The sequence below is a fragment of the Paracoccus sp. PARArs4 genome, from assembly GCF_947311865.1.
Lineage (GTDB): Bacteria > Pseudomonadota > Alphaproteobacteria > Rhodobacterales > Rhodobacteraceae > Paracoccus > Paracoccus zeaxanthinifaciens.
In genome coordinates this window covers 133,563-157,385 of record NZ_CAMZMW010000004.1, presented here as the reverse complement: position 1 = coordinate 157,385, position 23,823 = coordinate 133,563, and the positions used below count along the sequence as shown (strand labels likewise).

The 23,823-nt window shown below is 68.6% G+C and carries 23 protein-coding genes; 14 read left to right on the top strand and 9 right to left on the bottom strand.

Translation table 11 applies throughout. The features are described from left to right. The first annotated feature begins 50 nt into the window (after positions 1–50). The 3 genes from QMZ16_RS04810 to QMZ16_RS04800 are packed head-to-tail and all read left to right on the top strand — an operon-like array spanning position 51 to position 2,833. Entirely contained in the window at positions 51–1,427 is a 1,377-nt protein-coding gene (locus QMZ16_RS04810; protein ID WP_282602344.1) for an MATE family efflux transporter, read from the top strand. 28 nt (positions 1,428–1,455) lie between these two features. Beyond that, complete coding sequence (locus tag QMZ16_RS04805) at positions 1,456–1,692, top strand: Lrp/AsnC ligand binding domain-containing protein (protein ID WP_022707276.1); 237 nt, start codon at positions 1,456–1,458, stop codon at positions 1,690–1,692. 43 nt (positions 1,693–1,735) lie between these two features. After that, positions 1,736–2,833 carry a pyridoxal phosphate-dependent aminotransferase gene (locus tag QMZ16_RS04800; RefSeq protein ID WP_282602343.1) on the top strand — a complete coding sequence of 366 codons (1,098 nt, stop codon included), beginning with the start codon at positions 1,736–1,738 and terminating at the stop codon, positions 2,831–2,833. A gap of 33 nt (positions 2,834–2,866) precedes the next feature. On the opposite strand, the gene QMZ16_RS04795 is transcribed toward QMZ16_RS04800, so the two are convergent. The 3 genes from QMZ16_RS04795 to QMZ16_RS04785 form a co-directional block, all read right to left on the bottom strand. Next, positions 2,867–5,728 (bottom strand): valine--tRNA ligase, encoded by a 2,862-nt coding sequence (locus QMZ16_RS04795; RefSeq protein WP_282602342.1) that lies wholly within the window; start codon positions 5,726–5,728, stop codon positions 2,867–2,869. Between the two features lie 69 nt (positions 5,729–5,797). Next, on the bottom strand, positions 5,798–6,562 hold the full coding sequence (locus tag QMZ16_RS04790; protein ID WP_282602341.1) for a VOC family protein: 765 nt from the start codon (positions 6,560–6,562) through the stop codon (positions 5,798–5,800). 111 nt (positions 6,563–6,673) lie between these two features. Further along, entirely contained in the window at positions 6,674–7,105 is a 432-nt protein-coding gene (locus QMZ16_RS04785) for an Lrp/AsnC family transcriptional regulator (protein ID WP_282602340.1), read from the bottom strand. 148 nt (positions 7,106–7,253) lie between these two features. On the opposite strand from QMZ16_RS04785, the gene QMZ16_RS04780 reads away from it, so the two are divergent. Continuing rightward, positions 7,254–8,405, top strand: a complete 1,152-nt coding sequence (locus QMZ16_RS04780) for a type III PLP-dependent enzyme (RefSeq protein ID WP_282602339.1) — start codon at positions 7,254–7,256, stop codon at positions 8,403–8,405. Between the two features lie 42 nt (positions 8,406–8,447). Beyond that, the gene (locus QMZ16_RS04775) at positions 8,448–9,509 is read left to right on the top strand and encodes a DUF2235 domain-containing protein (protein ID WP_022707270.1); all 1,062 of its coding nucleotides are present in this window, start codon (positions 8,448–8,450) and stop codon (positions 9,507–9,509) included. A gap of 4 nt (positions 9,510–9,513) precedes the next feature. On the opposite strand, the gene metF is transcribed toward QMZ16_RS04775, so the two are convergent. Beyond that, on the bottom strand, positions 9,514–10,392 hold the full coding sequence (gene metF / locus QMZ16_RS04770) for a methylenetetrahydrofolate reductase [NAD(P)H] (protein ID WP_282602338.1): 879 nt from the start codon (positions 10,390–10,392) through the stop codon (positions 9,514–9,516). 91 nt (positions 10,393–10,483) lie between these two features. Here metF and QMZ16_RS04765 point away from each other — a divergent pair, with 91 nt between their 5' ends. The 3 genes from QMZ16_RS04765 (at position 10,484) to QMZ16_RS04755 (ending at position 13,339) form a co-directional block, all read left to right on the top strand. Beyond that, positions 10,484–11,398, top strand: a complete 915-nt coding sequence (locus tag QMZ16_RS04765) for a LysR family transcriptional regulator (RefSeq protein WP_282602337.1) — start codon at positions 10,484–10,486, stop codon at positions 11,396–11,398. 73 nt (positions 11,399–11,471) lie between these two features. Further along, complete coding sequence (locus QMZ16_RS04760) at positions 11,472–12,260, top strand: inositol monophosphatase family protein (RefSeq protein ID WP_282602336.1); 789 nt, start codon at positions 11,472–11,474, stop codon at positions 12,258–12,260. 116 nt (positions 12,261–12,376) lie between these two features. Next, complete coding sequence (locus tag QMZ16_RS04755) at positions 12,377–13,339, top strand: DMT family transporter (protein WP_022707266.1); 963 nt, start codon at positions 12,377–12,379, stop codon at positions 13,337–13,339. Here QMZ16_RS04755 and QMZ16_RS04750 read toward each other — a convergent pair. Continuing rightward, positions 13,296–15,368, bottom strand: a complete 2,073-nt coding sequence (locus QMZ16_RS04750; RefSeq protein WP_282602335.1) for a lytic transglycosylase domain-containing protein — start codon at positions 15,366–15,368, stop codon at positions 13,296–13,298. The two genes, QMZ16_RS04755 and QMZ16_RS04750, sit on opposite strands and share 44 nt — an antisense overlap. A gap of 136 nt (positions 15,369–15,504) precedes the next feature. Here QMZ16_RS04750 and dapA point away from each other — a divergent pair, with 136 nt between their 5' ends. Further along, positions 15,505–16,380, top strand: coding sequence for a 4-hydroxy-tetrahydrodipicolinate synthase (gene dapA / locus QMZ16_RS04745; protein WP_022707264.1), 876 nt, complete (start codon positions 15,505–15,507; stop codon positions 16,378–16,380). A gap of 134 nt (positions 16,381–16,514) precedes the next feature. Further along, positions 16,515–16,688, top strand: a complete 174-nt coding sequence (locus tag QMZ16_RS04740; RefSeq protein WP_282602334.1) for a hypothetical protein — start codon at positions 16,515–16,517, stop codon at positions 16,686–16,688. A 4-nt stretch (positions 16,689–16,692) separates the two neighbouring features. Here QMZ16_RS04740 and QMZ16_RS04735 read toward each other — a convergent pair whose 3' ends face one another. The 4 genes from QMZ16_RS04735 to QMZ16_RS04720 form a co-directional block, all read right to left on the bottom strand. Beyond that, on the bottom strand, positions 16,693–17,292 hold the full coding sequence (locus QMZ16_RS04735) for an HNH endonuclease (protein WP_022707262.1): 600 nt from the start codon (positions 17,290–17,292) through the stop codon (positions 16,693–16,695). Positions 17,293–17,534: 242 nt separating this feature from the next. After that, the gene (locus tag QMZ16_RS04730) at positions 17,535–18,191 is read right to left on the bottom strand and encodes an alpha/beta fold hydrolase (protein ID WP_282602333.1); all 657 of its coding nucleotides are present in this window, start codon (positions 18,189–18,191) and stop codon (positions 17,535–17,537) included. Then, positions 18,188–18,820: a DNA-3-methyladenine glycosylase 2 family protein gene (locus QMZ16_RS04725; RefSeq protein WP_282602332.1), complete on the bottom strand. Its 633-nt coding sequence runs from the start codon at positions 18,818–18,820 to the stop codon at positions 18,188–18,190. The genes QMZ16_RS04730 and QMZ16_RS04725 overlap by 4 nt, the downstream gene beginning before the upstream one ends. Beyond that, a complete protein-coding gene (locus tag QMZ16_RS04720) occupies positions 18,813–19,436 on the bottom strand; it encodes a GntR family transcriptional regulator (protein WP_022707259.1) in 624 nt (207 codons plus the stop codon). The genes QMZ16_RS04725 and QMZ16_RS04720 overlap by 8 nt, the downstream gene beginning before the upstream one ends. Before the next feature lie 65 nt (positions 19,437–19,501). Here QMZ16_RS04720 and QMZ16_RS04715 point away from each other — a divergent pair, with 65 nt between their 5' ends. The 4 genes from QMZ16_RS04715 (at position 19,502) to ilvD (ending at position 23,797) form a co-directional block, all read left to right on the top strand. Further along, a complete protein-coding gene (locus QMZ16_RS04715; protein ID WP_282602331.1) occupies positions 19,502–20,167 on the top strand; it encodes a pyrimidine 5'-nucleotidase in 666 nt (221 codons plus the stop codon). A gap of 48 nt (positions 20,168–20,215) precedes the next feature. Further along, a complete protein-coding gene (locus tag QMZ16_RS04710) occupies positions 20,216–21,406 on the top strand; it encodes a UbiH/UbiF family hydroxylase (RefSeq protein WP_282602330.1) in 1,191 nt (396 codons plus the stop codon). Between the two features lie 124 nt (positions 21,407–21,530). Further along, positions 21,531–21,845, top strand: coding sequence for a multidrug efflux SMR transporter (locus QMZ16_RS04705; RefSeq protein ID WP_022707256.1), 315 nt, complete (start codon positions 21,531–21,533; stop codon positions 21,843–21,845). A gap of 113 nt (positions 21,846–21,958) precedes the next feature. Beyond that, the gene (gene ilvD / locus QMZ16_RS04700; RefSeq protein WP_282602329.1) at positions 21,959–23,797 is read left to right on the top strand and encodes a dihydroxy-acid dehydratase; all 1,839 of its coding nucleotides are present in this window, start codon (positions 21,959–21,961) and stop codon (positions 23,795–23,797) included. Positions 23,798–23,823 lie beyond the last annotated feature (26 nt).

The window sequence follows — 23,823 nt, the reverse complement described above, 5'->3', positions numbered from 1 at the left end:
CAGCGGTCTGCGGCTTGCCCGAAGGGGCGGCAGGGGATATGGCCTTGCCCATGTCATACGCACGCTATCGCCCCCATATCCGCGCGACGCTCGCGCTTGGGTTGCCGCTGATCGGCAGCCATCTTGCCCGCATGGCCATCGGTGTGGGCGATACCGTCATGATCGGCTGGTACGGGGTCGAACCCCTTGCCGCGCTGGTGATCGCGACCTCGTGCTTCCATATCCTGTTCTTCCTGGGCATGGGCTTCGGCACCGCCGTGATGGGCCCCATCGCCACCAACATCGCCGCCGGCCGCGAGACCGAGGTCCGCCGCGGCACCCGCATGGCGCTGTGGCTGTCGGCGGGGTTCGCGCTGCTGGGCATGCCGCTTCTGTGGTGGTCCGAGCCGATCCTGCTGGCGCTTGGCCAGACGCCCGCCGTCAGCGCGCTGGCGCAGGAATACCTGCGCATCGCGGGCTGGGGCCTAGCGCTGGTGCTGGGCCAGCTGACCCTGTCGTCATATCTTGCCGCGATGGAGCGGACGGCCATCGTCATGTGGGTCACGCTGGCGGGGCTGCCGCTGAACCTGTTCCTGAACTGGGTGCTGATCTTCGGCAACCTGGGCGTGCCCGAGCTGGGCGTGACCGGCGCGGCCCTTGCCAGCTTCACGGTCCAGCTGTTCCAGCTGGTCCTGCTGGCGCTCTATGCCGCCTGGCTGCCCGAGGCGCGCAAATACGCGCTGTTCCAGCGCTTCTGGAAGCCCGACTGGCATGCCATGGCCGAGGTCGCGCGCCTCGGCTGGCCCATCGGCCTGACCATGCTGGCCGAGGGCGGGCTGTTCGTCGCCTCGAACATCATGATGGGCTGGATCGGCACGCAGCAGCTGGCGGCCCACGGGATCGCGCTGCAGATCACCGCGATCACCTTCATGGCGCATCTGGGCCTGTCCAACGCGGCTACCGTGCGCGTGGGCCAGGCCAAGGGGCGGGGCGACCGCGCCTGGATGCGGGACGCGGCCATCACGGTGACGGCCATGTCGCTGGTCTTCGCGATCATCGCCATCGCGATCTACATCTTCTTCGCCCCCGGCCTGGTGCGGCTGTACATGGACCCGAACGACCCGCAGGCCCCCGAGATCGTTGCCATCGGCGTGTCGCTGCTGACCTTCGCCGCGCTGTTCCAGCTGACCGATGCCTTCCAGGTGATCGCTCTGGGCTTCCTTCGCGGGGTGCAGGACACGCGCGTGCCGATGTGGATGGCGGGCTTCAGCTACTGGGTGGTCGGCATGCCGGTGGCCTGGGCGCTGGCCTTCCCGCTGGGCGTCGGCGCGGCGGGGCTGTGGCTGGGGCTGTGCGTGGGGCTGACGCTGGCCGCGATCCTGCTGATGGCGCGGTTCTGGCGCGGCCATGCGCGGGGGGACTGGACCCGCGCGGCGCCCACGGTCTAACCTCGCGCCGCAAGGACAGGAGAACCCGATGCGAGCAGTCTTCGTGCAGTTCCGCTGCGAACCCGGCAAGACCTACCAGGTGGCCGAGGCGATCTACGACCGAGAGGTCGTGAGCGAGCTGTTCTCGACCTCGGGGGATTACGATCTGATCGCCAAGGTCTACATCCCCGAGGACGAGGATGTCGGCCGCTTCCTGTCGGATCGGCTGTTCGACATCCCCCATATCAGCCGCACGCTGACCACGATGACCTTCCGGGCCTTCTGAGGCCCATCTTGCGGCTGCCATGCGCGCGGGTATTCTGCGCGCCATGACAAGATTTGCCCCGATCCCCGCATCCCTTCCCCAGACGGTGCCCTTCACCGGCCCCGAGGAACTCGAACGCCGCATGGGCCGCCCCTTCGACGCGCGGCTTGGCGCGAACGAGAGCGCCTTCGGACCCAGCCCCCTGGCCGCCCGCGCCATGCGCGAGGCCGTGGCCGAGATCTGGAAATACGGCGACGCGCCCAGTCACGACCTGCGGCAGGCGCTGTCGGCGCATCTGGGGATCGATGCCGCGCATGTCCTGGTGGGCGAGGGGATCGACGGGCTGCTGGGCAACCTGGTGCGGCTGATCGTCGGACCGGGCGATGCGGTCGTGACCTCGGAAGGGGCCTATCCGACCTTCAATTATCACGTCGCGGGCTTCGGGGGCGTCCTGCACAAGGTCCCTTATCGCGATGACGCCGAGGATCCCGAGGCGCTGGTGGACCGCGCGCGGCAGGTCGGCGCGAAGCTGGTCTATCTGGCCAATCCCGACAACCCGATGGGCAGCTGGCATGACGCGTCGGTCGTGACCGCCATGCTGGATCGCCTGCCGCCCGACTGCCTGCTGATCCTGGACGAGGCCTATGTCGAGTTCGCCCCGCAGGCCGCGGTGCCGCGGATCGCGGCGGACGATCCGCGCGTGATCCGCATGCGGACCTTCTCCAAGGCCTATGGGCTGGCGGGGGCGCGGATCGGCTATGCCATCGGGGATCGCGACCTGATCGCGGGCTTCGACCGCATCCGCAACCATTTCGGCGTGAACCGCATCGCCCAGATCGGCGCGCTGGTCGCGTTGCAGGACCAGGGCTGGCTGGCCCATGTCGTGGCCTCGGTCGCGGCGGCGCGGGACCGGATCGCGCAGATCGGGGCCGACAACGGGATGCGGGCGCTGCCCTCGGCCACGAATTTCGTCGCGCTGGACACGGGGCGCGACGGAGCGTTCTCGCGGGGGCTGGTGGGCGCGTTGCAGGAACGCGGGGTCTTCATCCGCATGCCGGGCGTCGCGCCGCTGGACCGCTGCATCCGCATCAGTTGCGCCCCTGAAACCGAGCTTGCGATATTCGAGGAACGCCTGCCGCAGGCGATCGCATCGCTGGAATGACGAAGGGGCGGCCATCGGGCCGCCCCTTGCGTTTCACATCGCTGCCAGCTGGTCCAGTGCGGCCTGGAGACGCGAAAGGTCGTCCTCCAGCGCGGCCAGCTTGTCGCGGGTCTCGTCGATGACCTCGGGCTCGGCGTTCTCGACGAATTTCGGGTTGGACAGGCGCTTGCGCAGGCCGTCGGCATCCTTGGTCGTCTTGGCCTGTGATTTCTGCAGGCGCGCGGTTTCGGCGGCCACGTCGATCACGTCCCCGATGGGCAGCGCGAAGGACGCCCCCGTGGCCGAGACCGCGATCATGCCGCGACCGGCCTCGCCTTCGATGGGCGCGTTCACGCGGGCCATCCGCTCGATCAGCGGGGCGTTGGCGGCCAGTGCGGCGCGGGCCGCATCGTCGGCCTCGGTCACGATCAGGTCCAGCTTCGCGCCGGCGGGAACACCCATCTGCGCGCGGGCCGAACGCACGGCCTCGATCAGCTGGATGACCCAGTTCATCTGACGGTCGGCATCGGCGTCGATCAGCTCGGCCCCGTATTCGGGCCATTCGCCATGGACCAGCATGCCGTCGCGGTCGCCCGTCAGGGACCACAGCTCCTCGGTGACGAAGGGCATGATCGGGTGCAGCAGCAGATAGCACTGGTCCAGCACCCAGCCCATCGTGGCGCGGGTTTCCTCGGCGTGTTCGCCGTCGAACAGCGGCTTGGCGAATTCCACGTACCAGTCGCAGACCTTGCCCCAGACGAAGGCGTAAAGCCCCGTCGCCGCATCGTTGAAGCGATAGGCGGCCAGCGCCTCGTCGGTGGACTGGCGGATGCGCGCGACCTCGCCGATGATCCAGCGGTTCACGGTATGGGCGGGCGCGGGCCGTGCCACGCCGCCGCGCACGCCGTTCATCTCCGCGAACCGGGTGGCGTTCCAGATCTTGGTGACGAAGTTGCGGTTCACCTCGACATGTTTCGGGCCCAGCTTGGGGTCGCGGCCCATCGCGGCCATGCCGGTCAGGGTGAAGCGCAGCGCATCTGCGCCGTAATCGTCCACCAGCGTCAGCGGGTCGATGACGTTGCCCTTGGACTTGGACATCTTGGCGCCCTTTTCATCGCGCACCAGCCCGTGGACATAGACGGTGTGGAAGGGGATGTCCTTCGCGACCTCCAGCTGCATCATCATCATCCGGGCGACCCAGAAGAAGATGATGTCGAAGCCCGTGACCAGCACGTCGGTCGGGAAGTACTTCTCCAGTTCCGGCGTGGGTTCGGGCCAGCCAAGCGTGCCGATCGGCCACAGCCCGCTGCTGAACCAGGTGTCCAGCACGTCAGGGTCGCGGGTCAGCACCTTGCCGGGGGCCATGGCCTGGGCCTCGGCCTCGGTCGGGGCGCAATACTGGTTGCCGTCCTCGTCGTACCACACGGGGATCTGGTGGCCCCACCACAACTGGCGCGAGATGGTCCAGGGCTCGATGTTTTCGAGCCAGTTGAAATAGACCTTCTTGTGCTGTTCCGGCAGGATCTGGGTGCGGCCGTCGCGCACGGCGTCCAGCGCGGGGCCGACGATGCGCTGCGTGTCCACGAACCACTGGTCGGTCAACATCGGCTCGATCACCACGCCCGAGCGGTCGCCGAAGGGCTGCATGATCGGCTTGTTCTCGATGACAGGGCGGCGCTCAAGATGCTCGGCGCCGGTCTCCTTCTCGATCTCCTTGTGGAGATAGGTCACGGCAAGGCCGTCGGCGGTGATCTGGTCGATCACCCGCTTGCGCGCGTCATAGCGGTCCAGCCCGCGCAGATCCTCGGGGACGAGGTTCACGTTCGACACGTCGCCCACATCCTCGCCCCGCGCGGCGCGCGATGCGATGGCCGCGCTTTCGTTATAGGACAGACCGTCGGTGCGCAGCGCGCCCTTGGTGTCCAGCAGCGCGAACAGCGGGATGTTGTTGCGCTTGGCGACCTCGTAGTCGTTGAAGTCGTGTGCGCCGGTGATCTTGACCGCGCCGGACCCGAAATCGGGGTCGGGATATTCGTCGGGGATGATCGGGATCAGGCGGCGCTGTTCCTTGGGACCGACGGGGATCTCGACCAGCTTGCCGACGATGGGGGCATAGCGGGCGTCGTCCGGATGCACCGCGACCGCGCCGTCGCCCAGCATGGTTTCGGGGCGGGTCGTGGCGATGGCGATATAGTCGCGGGTCTCGCGCAGGGTGACGTTGCCGTCCTCGTCGCGTTCCACGTATTCATAGGTCTCGCCGCCGGCCAGCGGGTACTTGAAGTGCCACATATGGCCGGGAACCTCGCGGTTCTCGACCTCGAGATCGCTGATCGCGGTCTCGAAATGCGGGTCCCAGTTCACCAGCCGCTTGCCGCGATAGATGATGCCCTTGTTGTAAAGGTCCACGAAGACGCGGATCACGGCGTCGTGGAAATTGCCATCCTCGCCCGCGGGGGCACCGGGGGCGCCCGACATGGTGAAGGCGTTGCGCGACCAGTCGCAAGACGCCCCGAGGCGCTTCAGCTGGTTGATGATCGTGCCGCCGGATTCCTGCTTCCAGGCCCAGATCTTCTCGACGAAGGCGTCGCGGCCGATCTCGCGCCGGCCCGGTTCGCCGCGCTGCGCCATCTGGCGTTCCACGACCATCTGGGTGGCGATGCCCGCATGGTCCTGGCCAGGCTGCCACAGCGTGTCGAAGCCGCGCATCCGGTGCCAGCGGACAAGGATGTCCTGCAGCGTGTTATTGAAGGCGTGGCCGATATGCAGGCTGCCCGTGACGTTGGGCGGCGGGATCATCACCGTGAAGGTCTCGGACCGCCGGGCATTCGCCCCGGCGGCGAATGCCCCGTTCCGTTCCCACTCCGCGCTGATCCGTGCCTCGGCTGCGCGGGCGTCAAAGCTCTTGTCCATGGTCATCGCTTCACATCCCCTTGCTTGGGGACGGGATTAGCGAATGCAGGCCGAAAGGCCAAGAGACGCTTGCGGTCAGTCGCCCTTCGGACCGACCAGCCCGAAATGCGCGCCCTGCGGATCGCGGATCATCAGGACATGCATCCCGCCCGGCACCTCTTCGGGGCCATGCAGGACCTGACCGCCCAGGTCGCGCGCATGGTCCGCCGCCCGCGCGATTGCGCCATGGCCGAAATAGGGCATCCAGAAGGGCTGCGGCATTCCCATCAGGCCCATCATGCCGCCGGTATCGGACCCGTCATGCGTGAAGATGTGGTACTTGCCCTGATCGCCCATATCCATCGCCTGTCCCGGCTGCCAGCCGAAGACGCGGCCATAGAAGTCCAGCGCGGCTTCGGGATCGGCGGTCATCAGCTCGTTCCAGTTGGCCATGCCGGGGGTCGCCATGTCGAAGGCGCCGGGCTGCGGATCCTCCATGGGCGCGGGTTCGAGGATGCCGAAGACCGCGCCCTGCGGGTCGGACAGGATCGCGAAACGTCCGGTGCCGGGGATCTCGGCGGGTTCGCGCAGGACGGTGCCGCCGGTTTCGGCGACCAGCCCGCAGGTGGCCTCGGCGTCCGCGACCTCGAAATAGATGGTCCAGGCCGGGGGCATTCCGGGCATCTCCATCAGGCCTGCCGCCATCCGGTCGCCCAGGCGCGCAAGGTGATAGCTGAACCCCTCCATCCCCGAATCCGCGACCTGCCAACCCAGAAGCGCGGCATAGAAGCCGCCCGCATCGGCAAGGCCGCCATCCGCGGTCGAAAGCTCGTACCAGCAGGGCATGCCGTGAGACGTCATGCGAAACCCCCTTTCAGGCGAAGGGGAACCATCCCGGCGAAATCGCGGGGAATCGCCCCGTCATGGTCCGATGGTCGCGCCGGATGCCGCGCAAATCAACGCCCGCGTGGCTCAGATGGCGCGATCCAGCTTGGTGGACAGGTGGATCAGGCTTTCGCTGCCGCGCACGCCCTCGATCGCGCCGATGCGGTCCAGCGTCTCGTCCAGCTCGGACGTGGATCCGGTCGCCAGCTGCACCAGCATGTCGATCCGCCCGCTGGTCGTGTGCACGCGCTCGACCTGGGAAATCGCCCGCAGGCGGGTCATCACGCCCGCAAGGGACCGGGGCGCGATCTCCAGCAGGACGGTCGCGCGGATGCGCCCCTCGCGGGCCTGTTCGCCCAGCCGCAGCGTGTATCCGGCGATCGCGCCCGTGGCCTCCAGCCGTTCCAGCCGGGTCTGCGCGGTGGACCGCGCGACCTTCAGCCGACGCGCCAGGACGGCCAGCGACATGCGTGCATCCCCGGAAAGAAGCGCGATGATGTTGCGATCCAGATCGTCCATGTGGCCGTTTCGTCAAAATGACATGCAATTCGTCATAATAACCGATCTGTGAGGCATAACTACCCTTTTCATTGGTGAAATCGGAACCCAAAAGCGCCAGTCTGGGTTCGCGCCCAAAATTGACACCCTTCGTGCGAAAGGAACCGCCATGGGACAAGAGAAGACCGTCTGGGACAATCCGGCCGAGGTGATCCGTCACTTGAAGCCCGAGCATCCGGTCATGGTCTTCGCGCCGACGGTGCTGCAGGACCGGGCGCGGCGTTTCCTTCAGGGTTTCCCGGGTTTCGTGACCTATGCCGTCAAGTCCAACCCCGACGAGGCCGTGATCCAGAACCTGCTGGCGGCGGGCATCCGCGGCTTCGACGTGGCATCCCCGTTCGAGATCGACCTGATAGGGCGCATGGCCCCCGACGCGGCACGCCATTACCACAACCCCGTCCGCGCCCGCTCCGAGATCGGGCACGCCGTGGGGTCGGGCATCCGCGCATGGTCGGTGGACAGCCGCTCCGAGCTGGAGAAGCTGTTCGATCAGGTCCCGACCGAGGTGGACGGGCAGGGGGTCGAGATCTCGCCCCGCTTCAAGCTGCCGGTGCTGGGCGCGGCCTATGATTTCGGGTCGAAATTCGGCGCCAGCCCCGAGCTTGCGGCCGAGCTGCTGGCCGAGGTCGCGCGCCGGGGCTACATCCCCTCGCTGACCTTCCATCCGGGCACGCAATGCACCGACCCCATCGCGTGGGAAAGCTATATCCGCGTGGCCAAGGACATCTGCGACATGGCGGGCGTGCGCGCCACGCGCCTGAACGTGGGCGGGGGCTTCCCCTCGCATCGCGTGGTGGGGGTCGAGCCGGACCTGGAATCGATCTTCCAGGAGATCGGCGACACCACGACCGAGATGTTTGGTGACGATGCGCCCGATCTGGTCTGCGAACCGGGGCGGGGCCTCTGCGCCGATGCCTTCGCTCTGATCACCCGCGTAAAGGGCGTGCGCGACGGGGGTGACGTCTTCCTGAACGACGGCACCTATGGCGGGCTGGCCGAGCTGCCGATCATCGGCAATATCGACCGGATCGAGGTCTATACCGCCGAGGGCGTCCTGCGCGAGGGTGACGCCGGTGGCCGCGTCATTTTCGGCCCGACCTGCGATTCGGTGGACCGCCTGCCGGGCGAACTGGCGCTGCCCGCCGACATCGCCGAGGGCGATTTCGTCGTCTTCCAGGGGGCGGGGGCCTATTCCGTGGTCACCAACACCCGCTTCAACGGCTTCGGCGCGATGACCCGCGCCACCGTCATGGCGCTGTGACGTCACATGCCCCCTTCCCGCACGGCGTGCTAGGTTGGGGGCATGAATTCGATTCGGCCGACCAGGACGCATGTGGTGCTGATGGATGGCACCTTCGCATCGCTTGCGCAGGGGCGTCGCAGTTCCATAGGCCGGATCCATCGCCTTCTGGGCGGTGAGCTGGGCCTGCCGCGTCCGAACGAACGGATGCGGGTCCATTACGCCATCGGCCAGCAGTGGAACCGGTGGCGCACCCTTCCCGAACTGATCATGGGCACCGCGCTGGAGGAACGCATCGTCGAGGCCTATGGCTGGCTGGCCTCGGGCTGGCGACCGGGCGATCCGATCTTCATGATGGGCTACAGCAGGGGCGGCTTCGCGGTGCGCAGCCTTGCGGGCATGATCGCGCGGGTGGGGCTGTTGCGTCCCGAATTCGCGACGCCCCGCAACATCCGGCTGGCCTGGCGCTTCTATCGCCGGGGCGGGCCGCAGAAGGCGCAGGACCTGTTCCGCCGACGCCGCTGCCACCCCGAGGCCCCGATCCGCATGCTGGGCTGCTTCGATGCGGTCATGTCGCTGGGCCTGCGCCTGCCCTTCCTGTGGATGATGACCGAGCCGCGCTTCCGCTTCCACGACGCGCATCTGGGGCAGGGGATCGCCCACGGATACCAGGCGCTTGCCCTGGACGAGACACGCCTGGCCTTCGCGCCGGTCCTGTGGGACGACGACCACGCGGCGGGCCGGATCGAGCAGGCGTGGTTCCGCGGATCGCATCCCGATATCGGCGGGCAGCTGGCGGGGTATGAATTCGCAAGGCCGCTGTCGAACATCCCGCTGGTCTGGATGCTGGAACGCGGCGAATCGCATGGCCTTCCCCTGCCGGACGGGTGGCGGGCGCTGTTTCCCTGCGATGTCACCGCGCCGTCGCTGGGCACGTGGCGGCGATGGGGCAAGCTGTTCCTTGCGCGGGGCGGCAGGCAGGCGGGGCGCTTTGCCACCGAATGCCTGCACCCGTCGGTGCCCTGCCCCTATGCGGGGCCGGGGCGCCTGACGGGGCACCTTGCCGACAAGGGCTGCGAGGCCCCGGTCGAGGCCGCGCCGGGGCAGGGCCCCCACCCGGCCTGAGCGGTCAGGCGACCGCGTTCAGCTCCGGGCGGGCAGTCACGCCAAGCGCGGCGCAGACGTCGCGCGTCAGCTCGGGGCGGTTCAGCGTGTAGAAGTGCAGCCGGTCCACGCCCCCCTCGATCAGGCGCGCGCACAGATCGACCGACAGGTCGGTCGCCAGGCGGCGATGCGCCTCGGGGCCGTCCAGTTCGGCCAGCTGGAACGCCTCTTCGGCCCAGGCGGGGACGGTGGTGTTGCAGGTCGCGGCAAAGCGCTTGGTGCCTGCCCAGCTCTGGACCGGAAGGATGCCCGGAATGATCGGCGCGTCGATCCCCGCGGCCGCGCATTTGTCGCGGAAGCGGAAGAAGGTCTCGGGCTCGAAGAAGAACTGGGTGATCGCGCTGGTCGCGCCCGCGTCGATCTTGCGCTTGAGCCATGCCACGTCGGCATCGCTGTCCGCGCTGTCGGGATGGGGTTCGGGATAGGCGCCGACGCGGATGGTCATGTCGCCACGCGCGGCGATCGCCTCGATCAGCTCGATCGAGTTGGCAAAGCCCTCGGGATGGGGCGTGAAGCGGTCGGCACCCTTGGGCGCGTCGCCGCGCAGGGCCACGATCTCGCGGATGCCGGCCTGGGCATAGTCGTCGACGATCTTCATCGTCTCGTCGCGGGTGGCCTCGACGCAGGTCAGGTGCGCCGCGACCGGCAGGCCATAGCGGCGGTTGATCGTGGTGACGGCCTCGTGGGTCAGCTGGCGGGTGGTGCCACCGGCGCCATAGGTGACCGACACGAAGTCCGGTCCCATCGGCGCCAGCGCCCGCGCGGTTTCCCACAGCCGGAAGGACGCATCCAGCGTCTTCGGCGGGAAGAACTCGAAGCTGATTTTCGGCGCTTGGGCGGACATGGTGGTTCCTTTCTGTTGGCATCGCTTGTGCCATGCGCGTATCAGTGAGACAAATTCATAATCCTCAAGATCAAGCTGAGTTTCATTCATCATGCATCTGGAGCTTCGCCACCTTCGCACCGTCGATGCCGTCCACCGCCAGGGCGGCCTGGCCCGCGCGGCCGAGGTGCTGAACATCACGCAATCCGCATTGTCCCACCAGATCAAGGCATTGGAGGAGCAGGCCGGGGTCGAGCTGTTCGTCCGCCGCGCCAAGCCGATGCGCCTGTCTGCGGCCGGGATGCGCCTGTTGCGGCTGGCCGAACAGGTCCTGCCGCTGGTCGCCGCGACCGAGGCCGAGTTCAAGGGCGTCGAGGCCGGGCGCGTCGGGCGGCTGCATATCGCGATGGAATGCCATGCCTGTTTCGACTGGCTGCTGCCGGTGCTGGACATCTTCCGCCGCGCATGGCCGGACGTGGACGTGGACATCCGCCAGCGTCTGGCCTTCGGCGCGCTGCCCGCGCTGGTCCGCGAAGAGGTAGACCTGGTCATATCGTCGGACCCCGAGGATCTGCCGGGCGTCGTCTTCCAGCCGCTGTTCGACTATGCCCCCACGATGGTCGTACCCGCCTCGCATCCGCTGGTCGCCAAGGGCTTTGCCGAACCCGAGGACCTGGCGCGCGAGACGCTCATCACCTATCCGATGGACCGGGCGCGACTGGACGTCTTCAGCCAGTTCCTGACGCCTGCGGGCATCGAGCCGTCCCAGACCCGCCATGTCGAGCTGACCGCCGTGGCGCTGATGCTGGTCGCATCGGGCCGCGGGATCGCGGTCATGCCGGACTGGGTCCTGCGCCGAGAGGCCGCCAATCCCGAACTGGCGCTGCTGCCCCTTGGACAGGGCGGATTGCGCCGCCGCCTGTTCGCCGCCGTGCGCGAGGACGACCTCCGCCAGCCCTACATGGCCCATGTGTTGCGACTTTCGCGCACCGAACCCCTGCGGATGCTGCGCGGATCGGCGGGCTAGGGCGCCTTTCGCTTCACATTCGCCCCGCGCTCGCCTAAGACGCGGGCAACCCCCAGATTCCCCGAGGTACAAGATGGCAAGCGCCAATCTCAACATCATGATCAAGGCCGCCCGCAAGGCGGGTCGCAGCCTGGTCAAGGACTTCCGCGAGGTCGAGAACCTCCAGGTCAGCATCAAGGGCGCGGGCGACTTCGTGTCGCGCGCCGACCGCGAGGCCGAGCGGATCATCAAGGAAGAACTGCGCGGCGCGCGCCCCAGCTATGGCTGGCTGGGCGAGGAGACCGGCGAGGAAGCGGGCGACGACCCCACCCGCCGCTGGATCGTGGACCCGCTGGACGGGACCACGAACTTCCTGCACGGCCTGCCGCACTGGGCCGTCAGCATCGCGCTGGAACACAAGGGCGACATCGTCGCGGCCGTCATCTTCGACGCCGCCAAGGACGAGCTGTTCACCGCCGAGAAGGGCGCGGGCGCCTTCATGAACGACCAGCGCCTGCGCGTGTCGGGCCGGACGCGCCTTGCGGAATCGGTCTTCGCGACGGGCATTCCCTTCGCGGGCAACGGGCCGCTGCCCGCCACGCTGCAGGACCTGGCGCAGCTGATGCCGGTGACCGCTGGCGTGCGCCGCTTCGGTGCCGCCGCGCTGGACCTGGCCTATGTCGCGGCGGGCCGCTTCGACGGCTACTGGGAACGCGGCGTGAAATCCTGGGACGTCGCGGCCGGCATCCTGATGGTGCGCGAGGCCGGCGGCTTCGTCCACGGCATCCGCGAAAACGACGTTCCGCTGGAATCGGGCCGCCTGATTGCCGCGAACCCGCAGCTGATGGAGCCTTTCGCCAAGATCGTCCGCGCGCGCGACTGAGCCGCGGCCATTGCATCTGGGGCACGATCGGGCCGCCTTGCACCATGTGCAAGGCGGCCTTGCCTTGACCCGCGCCGCGCAAGGGCGCAGCAGCAGGGGGCAAGCAGAGGTGTCCCATGTCCCGTGAACCCGACCAGCAGCCCTATGCCGCATCGGCCGCCGCCGCATCCGCGCCGCCGCCGATCCCGCCCCGGACCACCGGCACGGGCGACCGGACGGGCTTCGCCATCTTCCTGATGTGCGCGGTCAGCTTCATCTTCGCGCTGCAGGACGCGTTCTCGCGGGTGCTGGGCAGCGCCTATCCGCCCGAGCTGATCGTCATGCTGCGATACTGGGTCTTCGCGGCCTTCGTGATCGCGCTGACGGCCCGCCAGCCCGGCGGCATCCGCCGCGCCCTGCGCACCCGCCGCCCCGTCACCCAGATCGCCCGCGGCGTCCTGCTGGCCGCCGAGGTGCTGGTGATGATCGAAGCCTTCGTGCGCCTTGGCCTGATCGAGACGCATGCCGTCTTCGCCGTCTATCCGCTGATGATCGCCGCGCTGTCGGGGCCGATCCTGGGCGAGAAGGTCGGCTGGCGTCGCTGGACCGCCATCGGCATCGGCTTCGCGGGCATCCTGTTCATCCTGCAGCCCGGCGGGGGCGTGATGACGCCTGCGGCCCTGCTGCCCGCGCTGGCCGCGCTGCTGTTCGCGATCTATGGCCTGCTGACGCGGCACGTCTCGCGCGACGATCCGGCATCGGTCAGCTTCTTCTGGACCGGCACGGCGGGCGCGGTCGCCATCACGCTGGTCGGCATCTGGGAATGGCAGCTGCTGGCGCCGGGCGACTGGATCTGGCTGGGATGCCTGTGCGTCTGCGGGATGACCTCGCATTACCTGATGATCCGGGCCTACGAACTGGCCGAGGCATCGGCGCTGCAGCCCTTCGCCTATACCCAGCTGGTCTGGGTCAGCCTGATCGGCGTCACCCTGTTCGGCGAGGTGCTGCGCAGCAATGTCGTCATCGGCGGCGCGATCGTCGTGGGGGCGGGCCTGTTCACCCTCTATCGTCAGCGACAGTCAGCGGCCAGATCCACCTAGAGGGCAGCGGCGGCCCGATCGTCAGGGGCTTGGGCACGGGCGGCTTGGACAGGGCCAGCGTCAGGCGCTGCGGGGGCAGGGGTTTCTGCCCGCCGCCCGACAGGTCCCACCGCGTGACGACGGGCGCGGGCCTGCCGTGGATGCGCGAACGATAGACGGGCAGCGCCTCGGCCACGCGCATGACATAGTTGCGCGTCTCGTCGAAGGGGATCAGCTCGACCCAGTCCACCGGGTCGGCATCGTCGCGCAGGTCGCCGAACTGGTCCAGCCAGCGGATCGGCCGCCCCGGTCCGGCATTGTAGCCCGACGCGATCAGCGCGACCGACGGCCCGAACCGGTCCGACAGCCCCGTCAGATAGGCCGAGCCCAGCCGCGCGTTGTAGGCCGCGTCCCGCGACAGGCGCGGCAGGTCGTAGGGCAGGCCGGTCTGCGCGGCCATCTGCTCGGCCGTGCCCGGCATCAGCTGCATGAGGCCCTGCGCGCCCACATGGCTGGCGGCGGTGTGGTTGAATTCGGATTCCTGCCGCGCGATGGCCATGACCAGCTCGGGCGGCGGGCCCAGATCCTCGGATTCGAGGCCGGTCAGCGGGAATTGCGCGGCGGGCCAGATGACGCCCTGGTTGGCCGACTGCTTGGCCAGCCGCAGCCCGTGCCAGGGGGTGCCCGCCTCGTACATCAGGCGCGACATGCGGGCGATGTCCTCGGGGGTGGCCGATTGCGCAAGGTGCAGGAAGAAGCGTTGCGCCTCGTCCCGGCGGCCGGTGGCCATCAGCCACATGCCCGCGCGGAAGACCGGATCGGCACGCAGGTCCGACCCGCGCCAGTCGGGCAGGCTGTCCAGCGCCGCCCCCGGCACCGCGTATTCGGCGGGCATGGGGCGGGCCAGTTCGGCCATCGCCAGCTGGCCGTAATAGACGCCGGGATGTTCGGCCGCCGCCTCGAATGCGGCGCGCGCGGCGCGGTCGTCGCCAAGCGCCCGGTGCGCGCGGGCCTGCCAGTAATGGGCGCGCGACTTGCTGATCGCGCTGCCGACGACGGTTTCCAGATGCAGGAAATGGTCCAGCGCCAGGTCGGCGCGATCGACCTTCAGCGCGGCAAAGCCCGCCAGCCATTCGAGGTCCGAATAATGCCGGTTCTCGGGGGGCAGGTAATGCGGCGCGGCCAGGTCCAGCGCGCGCTGCCAGTCGCCGTTGCGCATCGCAAGGCGGGCGTAGTCGACGCGCATCTGTGCCCAGACCTCGGGGTCGCGCAGGGCCTCGGCCCCGGTCGAGGCCGCCAGCATGAGGTCCTGCGCGCCGTCATGCAGCTTGGCCCGCACGCGCCACAGGAAGCGGTCCATCGTCAGGCCGGGATCGGCGCGCAGATCCTCGGGTAGGGCCAGGATCAGGTCGTCCACCCCCGCACGCCCCGCCTGCAGCGCGATGCGCGCGGCGTGCAGGCCGCGTTCCTCTTCGGGCAGGCGGTCCAGCAGGCGTTCGGCCCCCGCCCAGTCGCGTGCGTCCAGCCTTGCGGCGATGCGGTCGGGGATCAGCGGCGCCAGCACCGCGCCTTGGGCCGCCAGCAGGCGCGCCTCGTCCGCGGCGGGCATCTCGCGGGTCAGGAAGAAGCGGATCCGCGCCTCGCGCGCCTTGCGGGTCGACAGCGTCTCGGACAGGGCTTCGACGGCGGCAAGGCTGGTGGGCTCGTGACCCGCGAACCAGGCGCGCAGGTCGTCGGGGTCCAGGCCGGGCCGCAGCAGCGCATCGCCGTTGCGCCTGATGCGCGCCATGCCGGGCCAGTCGCCGTGATCGCGCACGAAGGCGGCGTAATCGGCGAACTTGCCGTGCCCCTCCTGCAGGACCTGCCATCCGACCAGCGCCTGGGCCAGCGGCCCCGCGCGTTCGGCGGCGGACCGGGCGGTCACCCAGTCCGACACGTCGGCGGCGGCCAGCGCCAGCGCCATCGCGCCCGGGTCCTCGGCCCGGACGGGGGCGGACAGGGGCAGGACGCCCAGCATCCCCGCAAGCATCATGTCACGCAGAAGTCGCATCACCGCCCTGTGTCGCCGTCAAAGCACGCTTGCGCAATTCACATCCTTGGCAAGTCCGGCGCACGGGGATAGTGAAGGCGGCGGAATCCCATCTCATGCCCCCGCATCGGGGGACGCAATCATCAAGGAGCGTGTCATGTTCAAAGGGTCTTTGCCAGCCCTCGTCACGCCGTTCACCCAGGACGGCGAGCTGGATCTGGACACGCTCAAGAAACTTGTCGAATGGCATGTCGAACAGGGCAGCCACGGCATCGTTCCGGTCGGCACCACCGGCGAAAGCCCGACCCTGACCCACGAGGAACACCGCTTGGTGGTCGAAGAGGTCGTGCGCAGCGCGGCGGGACGCATTCCGGTCATCGCCGGCGCCGGGTCCAACAGCACCCGCGAGGCGATCGGCCTTCTGCGCTTCTCGCAAGAGGTGGGGGCCGATGCGGCGCTGGTCGTTACGCCCTATTACAACAAGCCGACACAGGCGGGCCTGATCGCCCATTACGAGGCCCTGGCCGAGGCCTGCGACCTGCCCATCGTCATCTACAACATCCCGGGCCGCTCGGTCATCGACATGTCCCCCGAGACGATGGGCGTGCTGGCGCGCATCCCCTCGATCATCGGGGTCAAGGACGCGACCGGCAAGCTGGAACGCGTCAGCAGCCAGCGCATGACCTGCGGCACCGATTTCGTCCAGCTCTCGGGCGAGGATGCGACCGCGCTCGGGTTCAACGCGCATGGTGGCGTCGGCTGCATCAGCGTGACCGCGAACGTGGCTCCGGGCCTGTGCGCAAAGTTCCAGGAGGCGACGCTGCGCGGCGACTATGCCGAGGCGCTGCGTTACCAGGACCTGCTGATGCCGCTGCATGTCGCGATCTTCGTCGAGCCGGGCCTGGTCGGCGCGAAATATGCCATGTCGCGCCTGGGCATCTGCAACGAGCGCGTGCGCCTGCCGCTGACCCCGCTGAGCGAGCCGACCCGTCACCTGATCGACGCGGCCCTGGAACATGCCGGCCTGATCTGAGGCCCGCCCCGCCCGCGCGCCGTCAGGCCGCGCGGGCGCTTCGCATTCGCTGCGAAAAATCGCCCGCTATACGAAGGTGCACTTTTCAATTCCCTGTCCCGGTCCCATATTGGTGCCAAGGAGAGGAGTGTTCCATGCCGTTGCCCCATTTCCTGATGCTGCTGACCGCCGTGATCCTTGGCGCCGCCGTGACGCTGTGGGCCGGACTTGCGGCAGGTGTGCCCCCGGTGGCCTTCCTGGTGCTTGCGCTCAGCGCCGCGCTGTTCGCGCATCTGGGCTGGCGGAACCATCACGACCCGAAGGGCTGATCCCTCAGCTCTCCAGTTCGGCATCCCAGTAGAGGTAGTCCATCCAGCTTTCATGCAGGTGGTTCGGCGGGAAGCGCCGCCCGACCGAGTGCATTTCCTCGGATGTGGGCTGGCGCGGCTTCCGTTGCAGAGACAGGCCGGAATGGCGCAGCGAGCGGTTGGCCTTGCGCAGGTTGCAGGGCGAACAGGCCGCGACGACGTTTTCCCAGCTGGTGACGCCACCGCGCGAGCGGGGCACGACGTGGTCGAAGGTCAGATCGCCCTTCGCGCCGCAATACTGGCAGCAGAATTCGTCCCGCAGGAAAAGATTGAAGCGCGTGAATGCCACGCGCTTCTGGGGACGGACGAAATCTCTCAGCACGACCACCGAGGGGATGCGGAACGCCTGGCGCTGACTTCGCACCTCCTGCTCGTATTCCGCGATGATCATCACGCGATCCAGGAAGACGGCCTTGATCGCCTCCTGCCAGGGCCACAGCGACAGCGGATAGTAGCTGAGCGGGCGGTAATCCGCGTTCAGCACCAGCGCAGGGTAATGCTTCAGGTTGGCCGGTTCGCGAACGAACTGGGTCCGGAAATCGGTGTGATGATGGTCGTCCAGCATGGTGCCTTCCCGTCTGCCCCGATGGCTTGACCGGGGCGCCCGTCTCATCTGTCAACTCGACTATATATCGCGTCAGGTATCTGGCAAGCCCCTGCATGTGCGGGACGCAGGCCAAGCGATACAAGCACGCCGTGACAGCAGCATGACGGCGGGATGCAAAAGCTGCGGGCAGGGTGCGCCCGCGGCTGCCCGCAGGGGCAGCCGCCACCGCCGGCCCGCATGGGCCGGCAGCCACCTTTGGCCTATTCCGGCAGGTGCTGGTTCAGGAAGCCCAGTGCGACCGACAGCCCGTCGGGCGCGATGCCGTGGCCGGTGCCCTCCATCACGTGGCCATAGACGGTGAAGCCCGCCTGTTGCAGCGCCTGCGCCGCGATGCCCATGTCGTCGAAGGGCACCACGTCGTCCTGGTCGCCATGGATCAGGACGACCGGCGGCTTTGTCTTCGCCTCGGCCTGCAGCGTCTCGGGGGCCAGCAGCCGACCCGAGAAGCCGACGACGCCCGCGATCTGCGCGCCGCGGCGCGGGGCCACGTGCAGCGACATCATCGTCCCCTGGGAAAAGCCCACCAGCGCCAGCGCCTCGGGGGGCAGCCCCTCGTCGGCCAGCACCTTGTCGATGAAGGCGTCCAGCATGCGCACCGATACCGCCATGCTGGATTTCGCGGCCTCCTCGGAGGATCCGTCCAGCCAGGGGATCGGGAACCACTGGAAGCCCATCGGATTGCCCTTGCAGGGCTCGGGCGCGTTCGGCGCATAGAAGGCCGTGTCCGGCAGATGCGGGGCCAGCGGATCGGCCAGGCCCAGCAGGTCGTTCCCGTCGGCGCCATAGCCGTGCAGGAAGATCACGACGGATTTCGCGGTTTCGGGACCCTTGCGGGCGGATGTCAGCGTGGCGGTCATGTCACTCCCTCGCGGCCTTTCGCGTGGCGGTAATAGGCCCAGAGCCCGCGTGCCGCAACCGCACGCCAGGGCGCCCAGGGTTCCGCCAGCCTGCGCAGCGCTGCGGGGGTGGGGCGTTCGGGCAGGTCGTACATCACGCGCGCGGCCTCTTGCAGGGCCAGATCGCCCGCCGCAAGAACGTCGGGCCGCCCGAGCGCGAACATCAGATAGATCTCGGCCGTCCAGACGCCGATGCCGGGCAGCGCGGTCAGCGTGGCGATGGCCCGGTCGTCGGGCATGTCGCGCAGCGCGATCCAGTCGATCCCCGCATCGGCGATGCCCTTGAGGTACCGCGCCTTGGGTCGCGACAGGCCAAGCGCGCGCAGCTCGTCCTCGGTCGCCATGCGCAGGGCGGCTTCCTCGGTCATGCCGGCAGCGTCCAGCCGCGCCCAGATCGCCCCCGCCGCCGCGATGGAAATCTGCTGCCCGATCACCGCCTGCGCGATGGCCGGAAAGCCGTCGTCGCGCCGCCGCAGCGGTAGCTCGCCCAGTTCCGGCAGGACGCCCGCCCAGACGGGGCAGACCCGCGCCAGATGCGCCGCACCCGCCGCGATATCCTCGGGGCCCGCGATCAGGACCGGCTCAGCCACCGGCCTTGGCCTCCAGCTTCAGCCGCGTTTCCCATGCCATCGAGATGTGCTGGCGCAGCGCCTCGTCGGCGGCCTTGCCGTCGCCTGCCGCGATGGCATCGACGATGCTGGCATGTTCGGCCAGCGCGGTCTCGCTGCGCCCCTCGGCCGCAAGCGAGGTGCGCGCCATCAGCGCCATGGTCCGGTGCACCAGGTCCAGCTGCTGCACCAGGTAGCGGTTGTGGGATGCCAGGTGGATCTGGCGGTGGAAGCGCTTGTTCGCGCGGGCCAGCGCCTCGGGGTCGTGCTTGTTGGCGCGGTCCTCCTCGACCATCTGGGCCAGCACGCGCACCTCTTCGGGGGTGGCGTGGCGGGCGGCCAGACGGCCTGCCAGCGCCTCCAGTTCCGCACGGACGGTATAGAGTTCGGCCAGCTGGTTGTGGTCCAGCGAGGCGACGATCAGGCTGCGCCCGTCGCGGACCAGCATGGCCTGCGTCTCCAGCCGCTGCAGGGCCTCGCGCACGGGGGTGCGGCTGACGCCGAACCGCTCGGCCAGTTCGGATTCGACCAGCCGGTCGCCGGGGCGATATGTCCCGCCCTCGATGGCGGTCAGGATCAGGGAATAGGCGTCCTTCATGGCGGGCAGGATCGGCAGATGCGGGGTGAATTGCAAGCGCGACCGCCGCAGGCTATCTGATCCGCATGGATTTTTCGCATGTTCGCACCTGGATCTTCGATCTGGACAACACCCTCTATCCGCCCGAGGCGCAGCTTTTCGCGCAGATCGAGACGCGGATGACGCAATGGATGATGCGCCTTCTGGGCGTCCCCGCCCCCGAGGCCGACCGCCTGCGCGCCGAATACTGGCGGCTGCACGGCACCACGCTGGCGGGGCTGATGGCCGAACATGCGATCGACCCGGCGGCCTACCTGGCCGATGTGCACGATATCGACATGACGCATCTGGCCCCCGCGCCCGATCTGGCCGCGGCCATCGCGGCTCTGCCGGGGCGGCGGATCGTGCATACCAACGGCGACCGCGCCTATGCCCGCCGCGTGCTGGCGGCGCGGGGCCTGGATGCGCCGGACCTGTTCGAGGGCGTCTATGGCATCGAGGAGACGGGCTTTCATCCCAAACCCTCGCCCGAGGCATTCGCCCGCGTTCTGAACGCCACGGGCATCGACCCGACCGTCGCGGCCTTCTTCGAGGACGATCCCCGCAACCTGCTGGTCCCGCATGAACTGGGCATGCGCACGGTGCTGGTGGGGCAGGGACGCGACGGGCCGGATGCGCTGGCGGGCGATCCGGGGCCGCATGTCCATCACCGCACCGACGACCTGACCGCGTTCCTGCGCCGCATTGCCTGAGGGCGCGGGCCGTCCTATCTGGGTTGCGACACATCAGGGGGCGCGGCCATGGACACGCAGGATATCGACATCCTCATCTCGGGCGGGGGGATCGCCGGGCTGATCGCGGCGGCGGGCTTTGGCGCGCAGGGCTTCGGCGTGATCTGCGTCGATCCCGCACCGCCCGTCACTGACGAGGGCGCCGAGGGCGCCGACCTGCGATCGACCGCCTTCCTGCAACCCTCGGCCCGGCTTCTGGAACGGATCGGGCTGTGGGAACGGCTGGGCCCGCATGCGACCGCGCTGCAGGTCATGCGCATCGTCGATGCGGGCGGCGCGGACCCCGTCCCGCGCCTGATCCGCGACTTCGACGCGGCAGAGATCGGCGACCAGCCCTTCGGGTGGAACCTGCCCAACTGGCTTCTGCGCCGAGAGATCTCGGCCATGCTGGAGGGGATGCCCAATGTCGAGTTCCGCCCCGGCACCGCCACGTCCGAGGTCGTGACCCGCGCCGAGGGCGCGATGGTCGCCCTGTCCGACGGATCGCGCCTGCGCGCGCGCCTGCTGGTCGGGGCCGACGGGCGCAATTCGCCGGTGCGGCAGGCCCTGGGGATCGGGGTCTCCACCCGCCGCTATGGGCAGAAGGCGCTGGCCTTTGCCGTGACGCATGACGAACCCCACGGCAATGTCTCGACCGAGGTGCACCGCTCGGGCGGGCCGTTCACGCTGGTCCCGCTGCCCGATCGGGGCGGCAGGCCGTCCTCGGCCGTGGTCTGGATGGAGAACGGGTCCGAGACCGCGCGGCTGCGGTCGCTGGACCCCGCCGCCTTCGAGGATGCGCTGAACGCGCGGTCGGCGGGCGTCTTGGGCCATCTGCGGCAGGCGACCGCGCTGACCGAATGGCCGATCATCAGCCAGATCGCGGACCGCTTTGTCGGTCCCCGCACGGCCCTGATCGCCGAGGCCGCGCATGTCCTGCCGCCCATCGGCGCGCAGGGGCTGAACATGAGCCTGGCCGATCTGGACGGGCTGCTGGACCTGATGCGCGAAAGCCCCGGCGACCAGGCCGCATTGCTGCGATACGACCGCCAGCGCCGCCCCGAGGCCCGCGCCCGGATGCTGGGCATCGACGCGCTGAACCGTGCCAGCCAGGCGGGGTCGCGCCCGCTGCGCGACCTGCGGGCGGCGGCACTGGGCGGGCTGTACGCTGCCGCGCCCGTGCGGCGGCTGATGATGCGGGCGGGGCTGGGCATGCGCTGAGGGCCTTGCGGCCCCGTTTCCGCGACACTAGCTTCGCCTGCCAGAGGACGACCTCTCCGATCACGGGTTCCCGCAGGGCGGGAACGGAACGCCGGGACGACCCGGCCCTGTCCATGGATGCGTCATGCCCTGGATCCTGCTGACCGTCGCCGGCCTTCTCGAAATCGTCTGGGCGACGGCGATGAAATATTCGCAAGGTTTCTCGAAGCCCCTTCCCACCGCGATCATGGTAGTGGGGATGTTCCTGTCCTTCTGGCTGCTGGCCGTCGCGATGCGCCACCTGCCCCTGGGGACCGCCTACATGGTCTGGACCGGCATCGGTGCGGTGGGCAGCTTCGTCATCGGAATAGCCTTCCTGTCCGAACCCGTCACGATGATCCGCCTGGCCGCCGCCGGGATGATCGTCATGGGCATCGTCACGATGAAGCTGGCGTCCTGACTGCGCGGGATCGCCCCTTCGCGACCGAAAATCACTTGAAATCGTTCGTTCCGGCAATTTCCTTCCGTCTGCGCCGGTGCTAAACAGCCCGCCAAGCCAAAGGAGATCAGCCAATGCCCGCCTATCGTTCCCGCACCACCACCCATGGCCGCAACATGGCCGGCGCCCGTGGCCTGTGGCGCGCGACGGGCGTGAAGGACAGCGATTTCGGCAAGCCGATCATCGCCATCGTCAACAGCTTCACCCAGTTCGTGCCCGGCCATGTCCACCTGAAGGATCTGGGCCAGATGGTCGCACGAGAGGTCGAATCGGCCGGCGGCATCGCGAAAGAGTTCAACACCATCGCCGTCGATGACGGCATCGCGATGGGCCATGACGGCATGCTCTACTCGCTGCCCTCGCGAGAGGTGATCGCGGATTCGGTCGAATACATGGTCAACGCGCATTGCGCCGACGCGATGGTCTGCATCAGCAATTGCGACAAGATCACGCCGGGCATGCTGATGGCCGCGCTGCGCCTGAACATCCCGGTCGTCTTTGTCTCTGGCGGGCCGATGGAGGCCGGCAAGCTGGTGCTGGAAGATGGCAAGCTGAAGGCGCTGGACCTGGTCGATGCCATGGTTGCCGCCGCCGACGATTCCTATTCCGACGAACAGGTCGAGGCGATCGAGCGTTCGGCCTGCCCGACCTGCGGGTCGTGCTCGGGGATGTTCACCGCGAACTCGATGAACTGCCTGACCGAGGCGCTTGGCCTTGCGCTGCCGGGGAACGGGTCGACGCTGGCCACCCATGCCGACCGCAAGCGCCTGTTCGTCGAGGCCGGTCACCTGATCGTTGATCTTGCGCGCCGCTACTATGAAGGCGACGACGCATCGGTCCTGCCGCGCAACATCGCCAGCTTCGAGGCGTTCGAGAACGCGATGACGCTGGACATCGCGATGGGCGGATCGACCAATACCGTGCTGCACCTGCTGGCCGCGGCCCACGAAGCCGGGATCGACTTCACCATGTCCGACATCGACCGCCTGTCGCGCGGCGTGCCGGTCCTGTGCAAGGTCGCCCCCGCCAAGGACGATGTCCACATGGAGGACGTGCACCGCGCGGGCGGGATCATGGGCATCCTGGGCGAACTGGACCGCGCGGGCCTGCTGAAGACCGACGTCGGCAGCGTCCATGCGGCCAGCCTTGCCGAGGCGCTGGACCGTTGGGACGTCAAGCGCACCGATTCCGCGACCGTGCACGATTTCTATCGCGCGGCGCCGGGGGGCGTTCCGACGCAGGTCGCCTTCTCGCAGGAGCAGCGCTTCGAAGAGGTCGATCTGGACCGCGAGAAGGGCGTGATCCGCACCAAGGAGCATGCCTTCTCGCAGGATGGTGGCCTTGCGGTGCTGTATGGCAACCTGGCCGAGGACGGCTGCATCGTGAAGACGGCGGGCGTGGACGAATCCATCCTGACCTTCGAGGGTCCGGCCCATATCTTCGAGAGCCAGGACGACAGTGTCAGCGCCATCCTGACCGGCAAGGTCAAGGAGGGCGAGGTCGTGCTGATCCGCTACGAGGGGCCGCGCGGCGGGCCGGGGATGCAGGAGATGCTGTACCCGACCAGCTATCTGAAATCGAAGGGGCTGGGGAAGGCCTGCGCGCTGGTCACGGACGGTCGTTTCTCGGGGGGATCCTCGGGGCTGTCGATCGGCCACGTCTCGCCCGAGGCGGCCGAGGGCGGCACGATCGGCCTGGTCGAGCAGGGCGACACGATCCTGATCGACATCCCGAACCGCAAGATCGAGCTGAAGGTCGACGATGCCACCCTTGCTGCCCGCCGCGAGAAGCGCGAGGCCGAGGGCTGGAAGCCCGCCAAGCCGCGTCAGCGCAAGGTCTCGACCGCGCTGCGCGCCTATGCGGCGATGACCACCAGCGCGGCTAAGGGGGCGGTGCGCGTCATCCCCGAGTGACGATCCCGACGGCCGCGCCCTTGGCG

Excerpts from the sequence above, each read along its gene's own strand:
- QMZ16_RS04740 (WP_282602334.1), top strand. The coding sequence starts at position 16,515 with ATGCCGTTGCCCCATTTCCTGATGCTGCTGACCGCCGTGATCCTTGGC.
- QMZ16_RS04765 (WP_282602337.1), top strand. The coding sequence starts at position 10,484 with ATGCATCTGGAGCTTCGCCACCTTCGCACCGTCGATGCCGTCCACCGC.
- QMZ16_RS04775 (WP_022707270.1), top strand. The coding sequence starts at position 8,448 with ATGAATTCGATTCGGCCGACCAGGACGCATGTGGTGCTGATGGATGGC.
- metF (WP_282602338.1), bottom strand. The coding sequence starts at position 10,392 with ATGTCCGCCCAAGCGCCGAAAATCAGCTTCGAGTTCTTCCCGCCGAAG.
- QMZ16_RS04790 (WP_282602341.1), bottom strand. The coding sequence starts at position 6,562 with ATGACGTCTCACGGCATGCCCTGCTGGTACGAGCTTTCGACCGCGGAT.
- QMZ16_RS04810 (WP_282602344.1), top strand. The coding sequence starts at position 51 with ATGTCATACGCACGCTATCGCCCCCATATCCGCGCGACGCTCGCGCTT.
- QMZ16_RS04720 (WP_022707259.1), bottom strand. The coding sequence starts at position 19,436 with ATGAAGGACGCCTATTCCCTGATCCTGACCGCCATCGAGGGCGGGACA.
- QMZ16_RS04805 (WP_022707276.1), top strand. The coding sequence starts at position 1,456 with ATGCGAGCAGTCTTCGTGCAGTTCCGCTGCGAACCCGGCAAGACCTAC.
- QMZ16_RS04760 (WP_282602336.1), top strand. The coding sequence starts at position 11,472 with ATGGCAAGCGCCAATCTCAACATCATGATCAAGGCCGCCCGCAAGGCG.
- dapA (WP_022707264.1), top strand. The coding sequence starts at position 15,505 with ATGTTCAAAGGGTCTTTGCCAGCCCTCGTCACGCCGTTCACCCAGGAC.
- QMZ16_RS04755 (WP_022707266.1), top strand. The coding sequence starts at position 12,377 with ATGTCCCGTGAACCCGACCAGCAGCCCTATGCCGCATCGGCCGCCGCC.
- QMZ16_RS04780 (WP_282602339.1), top strand. The coding sequence starts at position 7,254 with ATGGGACAAGAGAAGACCGTCTGGGACAATCCGGCCGAGGTGATCCGT.
- QMZ16_RS04785 (WP_282602340.1), bottom strand. The coding sequence starts at position 7,105 with ATGGACGATCTGGATCGCAACATCATCGCGCTTCTTTCCGGGGATGCA.
- QMZ16_RS04705 (WP_022707256.1), top strand. The coding sequence starts at position 21,531 with ATGCCCTGGATCCTGCTGACCGTCGCCGGCCTTCTCGAAATCGTCTGG.
- QMZ16_RS04795 (WP_282602342.1), bottom strand. The coding sequence starts at position 5,728 with ATGACCATGGACAAGAGCTTTGACGCCCGCGCAGCCGAGGCACGGATC.
- QMZ16_RS04750 (WP_282602335.1), bottom strand. The coding sequence starts at position 15,368 with ATGCGACTTCTGCGTGACATGATGCTTGCGGGGATGCTGGGCGTCCTG.
- QMZ16_RS04800 (WP_282602343.1), top strand. The coding sequence starts at position 1,736 with ATGACAAGATTTGCCCCGATCCCCGCATCCCTTCCCCAGACGGTGCCC.
- ilvD (WP_282602329.1), top strand. The coding sequence starts at position 21,959 with ATGCCCGCCTATCGTTCCCGCACCACCACCCATGGCCGCAACATGGCC.
- QMZ16_RS04735 (WP_022707262.1), bottom strand. The coding sequence starts at position 17,292 with ATGCTGGACGACCATCATCACACCGATTTCCGGACCCAGTTCGTTCGC.
- QMZ16_RS04715 (WP_282602331.1), top strand. The coding sequence starts at position 19,502 with ATGGATTTTTCGCATGTTCGCACCTGGATCTTCGATCTGGACAACACC.
- QMZ16_RS04730 (WP_282602333.1), bottom strand. The coding sequence starts at position 18,191 with ATGACCGCCACGCTGACATCCGCCCGCAAGGGTCCCGAAACCGCGAAA.
- QMZ16_RS04710 (WP_282602330.1), top strand. The coding sequence starts at position 20,216 with ATGGACACGCAGGATATCGACATCCTCATCTCGGGCGGGGGGATCGCC.